Below are 8,044 nucleotides of genomic sequence, written 5' to 3'. Positions count from 1 at the left end.
CCATCCCCGCCAGCGGCTCGCCCGCCGGGACCTGCATCCTGATCAGGAAGTCCATCTCCCAGCGCGCCTCGTCCAGGATGTCCGGCGTCCCGTTGCCGCGCTCGGGCACCCGCAGCGCGCCGTCGCCGAGCTCGGCCGACTCCGCGTCGTCGGCGGTCAGCGTCCGCTCGTAGGTGGCCATCAGCTGGGCCACCGAGATGCCGCCGTTGACCACGTACTTGCCGTGGTCACCCGCGTCGTACCAACCGCCCGACACGTCCAGCCGGTAGTCGCAGACCCCCGGTTGGCAGGGCACGTCCGTGTCCCCCTTGTTGGGCGCCACACCGATGTGGCCGGCCGGGCGCGCGTACTCCTCACCGACCAGGTCCGCGTCGATCTCGATGCCGCTGCGGTTGTGGTAGAAGTACGCCAGCGCGTCGGAGCGCAGCGAGTCGTACAGGTCCCCGCGGATCGAGAACGGCTCGCTCACCTCCCCGTCGACCTCCACGGTGTAACCGTCGCCCGCCGTGGTGAGGTCGCCGAAGTCGAAGGTGTGGACCCGCTGCCGCGAGCTGGGGTCCTCCCCCCGCGGGACAGTTCTGCCGGTGGCGGCCGTCGAACCGTCCTCGGCCTTCACCGTCCAGCTCAGCGGAGCGTCCGCTTCGGTGACGACCGTGCCGCCCTTGGGGCCCTGGGGAAGGTACCCGACCTGGTTGACGCGGACCGGCGCACCGGTGTCCGGTACGTACACGGGAGGCTCGGCCCCGCCCCGCAGCGACACGTCGTCCAGGCAGAAGGACGTCGCCCGCTCCCCGCCGCCGATCTGCAACTGCACCGACGCCGCCGGCTGGTCCACCGAGGCCGTGAAGGTCCGGGTGACGCGGGTGTCCTCCGTACCCACCGGGTCGGCGGTGGCGAGCACGGTGGTGTACGGCTCGGCGGCCTCCTGGACCCGGGTCTGCACGGTCAGGGGCACGGTCGAACTCGCCGTGTACGACAGCTCGTAGCTCTCGCCCGCGACGATCGGTACGTCGTTCTGCCCGACGATGGCGTCCCAGACCTCGGCCGTACCGGCGGGCACCTCCACGCACAGCCGGCCCTCGGACACGGCCGCCGAGGTGTTCGGCGTCCACCACCAGGGGGCGGTACCGGCGGCGAAGTCGCCGTTGACGATCTGCTCGGGACCTGGCTCCGCGTCATCGGCCAGGGCGGTACCGGGTACGGCCACGGCCCCCGCGCACAGCAGGGCGGCGGCCGACATCCCGAGCACGCGCCGCCCGTACCGGGGGGACCGTGGGCGGGCGGGTGCGGACCGGGCAGGGGGTGGTAGGGCGTTCACCGAGGAAACCTTTCGTCCGGACGTACGGAGAGGGAGGTACGGGTGACACCACATGGGAGCGCTCCCAGTATGCTGCGCCAGGCAGGGCACGGCGCGATGGGAGCGCTTCCACGGGCCGCTGCCATTGTGGGCCCGGTGGTGCGTGTTACGCCAGGGTCATGACAGAACTACCGGACGCGCGGCCCCGCTCGCGCGGGCCCGTCCACCCGGTCCCGTCCGCCGGGTCCCGCCCGCGCAGGCCCGTCCGCCGGGTCCCGCCCGCGCAGGCCCACGGACACGCCGACCCGGCCCGTCGCACGGCACGACGCCGGCCCCCGGGATCTGGTCCCGGGGGCCGGCGTCGAACAGGTACTGCCTGGAACAGCTGATCCCGGAGGATCAGAAGTCCATGTCACCGCCCGGCATGCCGCCCGGAGCGGCCGCGGCGGCCTTCTCCGGCTTGTCGGCGATGACGGCCTCGGTGGTGAGGAACAGCGCGGCGATGGACGCGGCGTTCTGCAGGGCGGAGCGCGTGACCTTCGCCGGGTCGATGATGCCCTCGGCGATCATGTCCACGTACTCGCCGGACGCGGCGTTGAGGCCGTGACCGATCGGCAGGTTGCGCACCTTCTCGACGATGACGCCACCCTCCAGGCCACCGTTGACGGCGATCTGCTTGAGCGGGGCCTCCAGCGCGAGCTTCACGGCGTTGGCGCCGGTCGCCTCGTCGCCCGTGAGGTCGAGCTTCTCGAAGACGGCCGAGGCCTGGAGCAGAGCCACGCCACCACCGGCGACGATGCCCTCCTCGACGGCGGCCTTGGCGTTGCGCACCGCGTCCTCGATGCGGTGCTTGCGCTCCTTGAGCTCCACCTCGGTCGCGGCGCCGGCCTTGATGACGGCCACGCCGCCGGCCAGCTTCGCGAGGCGCTCCTGGAGCTTCTCGCGGTCGTAGTCCGAGTCGGAGTTCTCGATCTCGGCACGGATCTGGTTGACGCGGCCGGCGACCTGCTCGCTGTCACCCGCTCCGTCGACGATCGTGGTCTCGTCCTTGGTGATGACGACCTTGCGGGCGCTGCCGAGCAGGTCCAGGCCGGCGTTCTCCAGCTTGAGACCGACCTCCTCGGAGATGACGGTGCCACCGGTGAGGATGGCGATGTCACCGAGCATGGCCTTGCGGCGGTCACCGAAGCCCGGAGCCTTGACGGCGACGGACTTGAAGGTGCCACGGATCTTGTTGACGACCAGGGTCGACAGGGCCTCGCCCTCGACGTCCTCCGCGATGATCAGCAGCGGCTTGCCCGACTGCATGACCTTCTCCAGCAGCGGAAGGAGGTCCTTCACGTTGCTGATCTTGGAGTTGACGATCAGGATGTACGGGTCGTCGAACGACGTCTCCATACGCTCCATGTCGGTGGCGAAGTACGCCGAGATGTAGCCCTTGTCGAAGCGCATACCCTCGGTGAGCTCCAGCTCCAGACCGAAGGTCTGGGACTCCTCGACGGTGATGACGCCTTCCTTGCCGACCTTGTCCATCGCCTCGGCGATCTTGGCGCCGATCTCGGTGTCGGCCGCGGAGATGGAGGCCGTCGAAGCGATCTGCTCCTTGGTCTCCACGTCCTTCGCCTGCTCCAGCAGGGCGGCGGAGACGGCCTCGACGGCCTTCTCGATGCCACGCTTCAGAGCCATCGGGTTCGCACCGGCGGCGACGTTGCGCAGGCCCTCGCGGACGAGCGCCTGGGCGAGAACGGTGGCGGTGGTCGTACCGTCGCCGGCGACGTCGTCCGTCTTCTTGGCGACCTCCTTGACCAGCTCCGCACCGATCTTCTCGTACGGGTCCTCGAGCTCGATCTCCTTGGCGATGGAAACACCATCGTTGGTGATCGTGGGCGCGCCCCACTTCTTCTCGAGGACGACGTTACGGCCCTTCGGGCCGAGGGTGACCTTGACGGCGTCGGCGAGCTGGTTCATCCCGCGCTCGAGACCGCGCCGTGCCTCCTCGTCGAACGCGATGATCTTGGCCATGTGAAGTGGTCCTCCCGGACAGGGGTGGATTGCTCCGGACCGGGAGGCGCCCGCGACGGACGGCCTGCGTGCCCGGTGGTTCCTTGCCCCACCGGACCTGCGGGCCTCACCGGCCCGATCCAAATTCTGTCACTCTCACCCGGAGAGTGCTAACGCCAATGATTAGCACTCGACCCCCCCGAGTGCAAGCGCCTTCCGAGAAGGCTCGCTGGAGGGGCGTAGTCGGACGACGGGCGGAGGCGGGCGTTCCCCCGCCCGGGGACGACCGCAGGACGGGACGACGTCGCAGGAGGGAGCGACGGCCGCAGGACAGGGCGACGGCCGCAGGACGGGACGCGGGCGCGCACGCACGCGCGTAGGGCCCGTACCCCTTCTACGGGGGTACGGGCCCTACGCGCGTGAGTAGTGTCGTCGACCGACCGCGCCGAGCTCAGCCGACGGCGAGCTTGACCATGTCCGCCTGGGGCCCCTTCTGGCCCTGCGAGATCTCGAACTCAACTCGCTGACCCTCTTCGAGGGTGCGGTACCCGTCCATCTGGATCGCGCTGTAGTGGACGAAAACATCCGCACCACCGTCGACCGCGATGAAGCCGTACCCCTTCTCCGCGTTGAACCACTTGACGGTGCCCTGAGCCATGCCTAACTCCCCTATTACTGGCCCTTGCACGAGCCCGCGCTTCGCGGACCCGGGTCAGAACTCACCCCCCGAAAGGAGGGGGTTGCGTACGTCGGAACGCGTCGACCGCCGCTGAATGTATCTGCCCAACTGCCCTCTGCAACAGGTCAATCGGACGAGAATTCTGAGCGCGGCCGAACGCCCGGATCAAGAAATTGGGGGAGATTCCCGGTCAAGTCGGGCCAGACAAAGGCCACTTATGCCGCAAGGCGTGCACGTACTTTGGCTGCATCTTGTCGTGACCGGGCGCATTCTCATATGCGGGCGGCACGAGCAGCGGAGGGGACTTCCCCAACTGTACCCCGCTCAACCATGCAGAATTGCCCCCTCCGCTTCTCTCGCGGAGGGGGCAGTCACGAAGGGTTCGCGGGGCGGTCAGCCTCCGGCGACGGCCGGGATGATCGAGATGCCGGCGCCGTCCGGGGTGGCGGTCCGCAGGCCGTCCTCAAAGCGCACGTCGTCGTCGTTGACGTACACGTTCACGAAGCGGCGCAGCTTGCCCTCGTCGTCCAGGACGCGGCCCGCGATGCCCGGGTGGTCCTTCTCCAGGGACGCGATGACCTCGGAGAGCACGGAGCCCTCCGCCGGGACCTCGGACCGGCCGCCCGTGTAGGTGCGCAGGATGGTGGGGATACGGACCTTGACGCTCATGTGGGTTCCTTCCTCGTACTCGGGTGGTCAGTTGGCGGCGGCGAGGCCCGCGTCGCGGAACGCGTCCAGGCTGGGCCGGATCGTCGCAGACAGGCCCGTGGTCGGGGCGACCGCGTCGAGCGTCTTCAGCCCGTCCCCGGTGTTCAGGACGACGGTGGTCAGCGACGGGTCGAGCAGACCCGCGTCGATCAGCTTCTTCGTCACACCGACCGTCACCCCGCCGGCGGTCTCCGCGAAGATGCCCTCGGTGCGGGCCAGCAGTTTGATCGCGTCCACGACCTGCTCGTCGTTCACGTCCTCCACCGCGCCGCCGGTGCGCCGGGCGATGTCCAGGACGTACGGGCCGTCGGCCGGGTTGCCGATCGCCAGGGACTTGGCGATGGTGTTCGGCTTCTGCGGCCGCACCACGTCGTGACCCGCCTTGAAGGCGGCGGAGACCGGGGAGCAGCCCTCGGCCTGGGCGCCGAAGATCTTGTACGGGCGGTCCTCGACCAGGCCGAGCCTGATCAGCTCCTGGAGGCCCTTGTCGATCTTCGTGAGCTGCGAGCCGGACGCGATCGGGATGACGATCTGGTCGGGCAGCCGCCAGCCGAGCTGCTCGCAGATCTCGTACGCCAGGGTCTTGGAGCCCTCGCCGTAGTACGGCCGGAGGTTGACGTTGACGAAGCCCCAGCCCTCGCCGAGCGGGTCGCCGATGAGCTCCGAGCAGAAGCGGTTGACGTCGTCGTAGTTGCCCTCGATGCCGACCAGTTCGCCGCCGTACACCGCGGCCATGACGACCTTGCCCTGCTCCAGGTCGTGCGGGATGAAGACGCAGGAGCGGAAGCCGGCGCGGGCCGCGGCGGCGCCCACCGCACCGGCGAGGTTGCCGGTCGAGGAGCAGGAGAGCGTGGTGAACCCGAAGGCGCGGGCGGCCTCGACGGCGATGGCGACGACACGGTCCTTGAAGGAGTGCGTCGGGTTGCCGGAGTCGTCCTTGACGTACAGACCGCCGGTGACGCCCAGTTCGCGGGCGAGGTTGTCGGCCTTGACCAGCTTGGTGAAACCGGGGTTGATGTTGGGCTTGTCCGCCACGTCGGACGGGACGGGCAGCAGCGGCGCGTAGCGCCAGATGTTGTCCGGGCCCTCCGCGATGCGCTTCTTCAGCTCCTCGGGGGAACCGCTCGGCAGGTCGTAGGCCACTTCCAGTGGCCCGAAACAGGACACGCAGGCGAAAATGGGACCGAGCGGGAAACGCTCACCGCATTCGCGGCAGGAAAGCGCCGCGGCGGGACCGAGGTCCACGGTGGAGGCATTGTCGTTCGCTGCAACTGTCTGCACAGCCATGATGGCGGAGGCCCTTTCTCCTCATCTTCCTCACGACGTATTTCGCCGTAAGACGGAATTGGCACCTTCCCCACCGTGACCTCGCGGTCGGCGGGAGGGTTGCCGGGACTTCAACGGGCCGTTCCCTCTGTCCCTCTGGATGAGCGCTGTGGCACCGGATCCATGGATCCGGGCGTTTATTCGCGGACCGACCCCGCCATGCGAGGGCCTTCCGCGTTGTTCAAGACTGTAACCGAAGCCCCGGACGACGGAGAGAGTCGTCCGAACCGCGAGATGGATCACAGGCAGGGAGTACCGACCGTGCTGGAAGAGGTCGAACGCTGGCTGACCAGGCGTTCCTGGTCGGCCGCCGACCGCCCGCTCGACCGCCTCACGGCGGCCAGGGCGAAGGACCCGCACGGCGCGGGTGTGAGCGTCGTGCTGCCGGCGCTGAACGAGGAGGCGACGGTCGGGGCGATCGTCGCGGAGATCCGCCGCGAGCTGATGGAGAAGGTCCGCCTCGTCGACGAACTGGTGGTCATCGACTCCGGATCCACCGACGCCACCGCCCGGGTCGCCCGGGAGGCGGGCGCCCGCGTCGTCCACCGGGACACGATCCTGCCCCGGATACCCGCCCTCCCCGGCAAGGGCGAGGTGCTCTGGCGGTCACTCCTGGTGACCAGTGGCGAGATCGTCTGCTTCATCGACGCCGACCTCAGGGACTTCTCGGCCGACTTCGTCTCCGGGACCGTCGGCCCGCTGCTGACCGACCCGACGGTGCAGTTCGTCAAGGCCATGTACGACCGGCCACTGGGCGACCGGGCCGGTCAGGGCGGCCGGGTCACCGAGCTGGTGGCCCGCCCGCTGCTCAATCTGCACTGGCCCCAGCTGTCCGGCTTCGTCCAGCCGCTGGGCGGCGAGTACGCGGTACGCCGCTCCCTGCTCGAACAGCTCCCCTTCCCCGTCGGTTACGGAGTGGAACTGGCCCTCCTCGTGGACGCCCTGCACACCGTCGGCCTGGACGCCCTCGGCCAGGTCGACGTCGGCGTACGCAGACACCGCCACCAGGACGGGCACGCCCTGGGCCGCATGGCCGCGACCATCTACCGCACGGCGCAGCTGCGGCTGTCCCGGGGGCACCTGGTGCGGCCCGAGATCACCCAGTTCGAGCGGGGCGAGCACGGCTTCGAACCGCACACCTACCCGGTGGACACCGAGGAACGGCCGCCGATGGCGCGGATCGCGGAGTACGCCTCCCGCCACGCGGCATAGGGTTCCGGACGCGCGGCCGGTGTCACGTTTGGCCACCGGCGCTTCGGGCTAGGTTCGGGTACATGGTCAACGAGCACTCCCCCAAGGTCCTCGTCGCGTCCAACCGCGGCCCGGTGTCGTACACCCTGCGGGAGGACGGCTCGCTCGACTCGAAACGGGGCGGGGGCGGGCTCGTCTCCGGGCTGAGCGCCGTCGAGGACAAGGTGTGGGTCTGCGCCGCCCTGAGCGACGGTGACCGCGAGGCCGTGCGGCGCGGGGTGTCCGAGCCCGGCGTCCGGATGCTCGACGTCGACGCCGCCGTGCACGCCGACGCGTACAACGGCATCGCCAACTCGGTGCTCTGGTTCGTCCACCACATGCTCTACCAGACACCCGTCGAGCCCGTCTTCGACGCGGAGTTCCGCCGGCAGTGGGCCTCCTACGAGGCGTACAACCGGGCCTTCGCCGAGGCGCTCGCCGAGGAGGCCGACCCGGACTCGGCGGTCCTGGTGCAGGACTACCACCTGACGCTGGTCCCCGGCATGCTGCGCGAGCTCCGCCCCGACGTGCGCATCGGGCACTTCTCGCACACCCCGTGGGCGCCCGTCGACTACTTCCGGCTGCTCCCCGACGACATCGGCGAACAGGTGCTGCGCGGCATCCTGGGCGCCGACCGGGCCGCGTTCCTGACCCGCCGCTGGGCGGACGCCTTCATCGGCTGCTGCACGGAGGTCCTGGGCGGCACCGGCCGCACCCGCATCGGCGTGCACGGGCTCGGCGCCGACGCGGACTTCCTGCGCCGCCGCTCCCACGAGGCGGACGTGGACGAGCGGATGGGGGCC

The 8,044-nt window shown here is 69.8% G+C and carries 7 protein-coding genes and 1 riboswitch; of the genes, 2 read left to right on the top strand and 5 right to left on the bottom strand.

Features of this window, described 5'->3' with window-relative positions; translation table 11 throughout:
• The 5 genes from IH13_RS36785 to thrC all read right to left on the bottom strand — a co-directional run.
• On the bottom strand, positions 1-1,240 hold a 1,240-nt coding region (locus IH13_RS36785), incomplete at its 3' end, for a cellulase N-terminal Ig-like domain-containing protein (RefSeq protein ID WP_031081435.1).
• Positions 1,241-1,696: 456 nt separating this feature from the next.
• Positions 1,697-3,319, bottom strand: a complete 1,623-nt coding sequence (gene groL, locus IH13_RS0105320) for a chaperonin GroEL (RefSeq protein WP_031081433.1) — start codon at positions 3,317-3,319, stop codon at positions 1,697-1,699.
• A gap of 430 nt (positions 3,320-3,749) precedes the next feature.
• A complete protein-coding gene (locus tag IH13_RS0105315) occupies positions 3,750-3,956 on the bottom strand; it encodes a cold-shock protein (RefSeq protein ID WP_003967346.1) in 207 nt (68 codons plus the stop codon).
• A 414-nt stretch (positions 3,957-4,370) separates the two neighbouring features.
• Positions 4,371-4,646 carry a MoaD/ThiS family protein gene (locus tag IH13_RS0105310; protein WP_031081430.1) on the bottom strand — a complete coding sequence of 92 codons (276 nt, stop codon included), beginning with the start codon at positions 4,644-4,646 and terminating at the stop codon, positions 4,371-4,373.
• Between the two features lie 27 nt (positions 4,647-4,673).
• Positions 4,674-5,972, bottom strand: a complete 1,299-nt coding sequence (gene thrC / locus IH13_RS0105305; protein ID WP_082317518.1) for a threonine synthase — start codon at positions 5,970-5,972, stop codon at positions 4,674-4,676.
• 18 nt (positions 5,973-5,990) lie between these two features.
• A riboswitch (SAM riboswitch) is annotated at positions 5,991-6,118 on the bottom strand.
• Between the two features lie 154 nt (positions 6,119-6,272).
• Between thrC and IH13_RS0105300 the strand changes: the two genes are divergently transcribed.
• Both IH13_RS0105300 and IH13_RS0105295 read left to right on the top strand, forming a co-directional pair.
• Entirely contained in the window at positions 6,273-7,223 is a 951-nt protein-coding gene (locus IH13_RS0105300) for a glucosyl-3-phosphoglycerate synthase (RefSeq protein WP_031081427.1), read from the top strand.
• Between the two features lie 62 nt (positions 7,224-7,285).
• Positions 7,286-8,044 (top strand): trehalose-6-phosphate synthase (locus IH13_RS0105295; protein ID WP_031081425.1); only part of this gene is annotated, 759 nt, incomplete at its 3' end.

The sequence above is a fragment of the Streptomyces sp. NRRL WC-3549 genome, from assembly GCF_000721935.1.
Classification (GTDB): domain Bacteria; phylum Actinomycetota; class Actinomycetes; order Streptomycetales; family Streptomycetaceae; genus Streptomyces.
Note: the sequence above shows the minus strand (reverse complement) of the source record. Positions and strands in the feature narration are given on the sequence as shown.